The organism is Streptomyces sp. NBC_00414, assembly GCF_036038375.1.
GTDB lineage: Bacteria > Actinomycetota > Actinomycetes > Streptomycetales > Streptomycetaceae > Streptomyces.
Genome location: NZ_CP107935.1, coordinates 8719887 through 8721145, shown reverse-complemented (window position 1 = coordinate 8721145; position 1259 = coordinate 8719887). Strand labels below are relative to the sequence as shown.

The following is a 1259-nucleotide window of genomic DNA, read 5'->3' as shown; positions in this document are numbered from 1 at the left end:
CGCGATTACCGGCGTACTTTCCCTGCTCGTTCCGATGTTTTTCCCGGCTAGTTCCTTCGGTTCATTCCTGTATCCATTGCTTCAGTCATTTCTGCGGGCCATTCCCGCCTCTCCCGTCGCCACTTCCCTCGGTGGATGTTCAGTGCTTGTCGAGGAAATCGATGATGGCCGCGTTGACCTCGGCGGGACGTTCGAGATAGCCGAAGTGACCGCAGTCGGGGATCTCCACGTAGTCGCACTCGGGAATCGCCTCGGCGACTTCGGCGGCCAGATGGGGCGGAGTGACGAAATCGTCGCTGAAGCCGATGACGCGGCACGGCGCCGAGACATCCTGGAGTGCCTTGCGCCGGTCCTCGTCCGTGTTGATCCAGGTCTGGCCGATCGAGTTCTCGGCTCCGGCCAGTCGGAACGTCTCCAGCCACAGGGAGACGGCGCTGTCGTCCTTCAGCGTCGCGGGCGAGAGCATCTGCAGCACCGACATCGCGGCCTCGTAGTCGGCCGGCAGCTTCACTCCGCTCTGCATCAGGGCTCGTTCCGCCGTGCCGAGAGCGGTTCGGAGGGCGTCCGAGCGCGATTTGGTGGCGATCAGGACGGCACACCGGACCAGCTCCGGGTGGCTGATGGCCAGTTCCTGCGCGATCATCGCCCCCAGGGAGACCCCGACGATCCGGCAGGGCGCGGCATCGAGGGCCTCGATGAGGCCCTTGGTGTCGGCGACCATGTCGGCGAGCGTGTACTTCCCCGGTGGAACGTCCGAGGGGGCGATGCCGCGGTTGTCGAACGTGATGGCCTGGTAGCCGGCCTCGTTCAGTGCGGGGGTCTGGTGCAGGGTCCAGACCCGGCCGGCGGCCGAGGAGCCCATGATCATGAGAACTCGTTCGCCTCGGCCCGACCGTTCGTAGGAGAGCCGGATGCCGTTGGTGAATACGTGCGGCATTCCGTGACCCGCTATTTTCCGTCGAGCGCGATACGCAGGCTCTTGGGCCGCATATCGGTCCAGGTCTCCTCTATGTACTTGTCGCATTCCTCCTTGGAGGCGGTCACACCTGTCTCGTCCCAGCCGCCGGGGACGTCGAGGTCGGCGGGCCACAGGGAGTACTGCTCCTCGTGGTTGATCAGGACCTTGAATCGTGCCTCAGGGGTTTCGAAGTCAAAGCTCACGGTGCGCAAGGCGGTCTCCTCTTCACAACGTCGATCAGGAAAGGGAACTACGGAAACGGGAAGTGCGGGAATGGGAACTGCGGAGAACGGGACTGCGG

The 1259-nt window shown here is 64.1% G+C and carries 2 protein-coding genes; both read right to left on the bottom strand.

Annotated elements, in window-relative coordinates:
• Nucleotides 1-139 precede the first annotated feature (139 nt).
• The gene (locus tag OHS59_RS38005) at nt 140-937 is read right to left on the bottom strand and encodes an alpha/beta fold hydrolase (RefSeq protein ID WP_328497861.1); all 798 of its coding nucleotides are present in this window, start codon (nt 935-937) and stop codon (nt 140-142) included.
• An 11-nt stretch (nt 938-948) separates the two neighbouring features.
• On the bottom strand, nt 949-1161 hold the full coding sequence (locus OHS59_RS38000) for an MbtH family protein (protein ID WP_248781959.1): 213 nt from the start codon (nt 1159-1161) through the stop codon (nt 949-951).
• Nucleotides 1162-1259 lie beyond the last annotated feature (98 nt).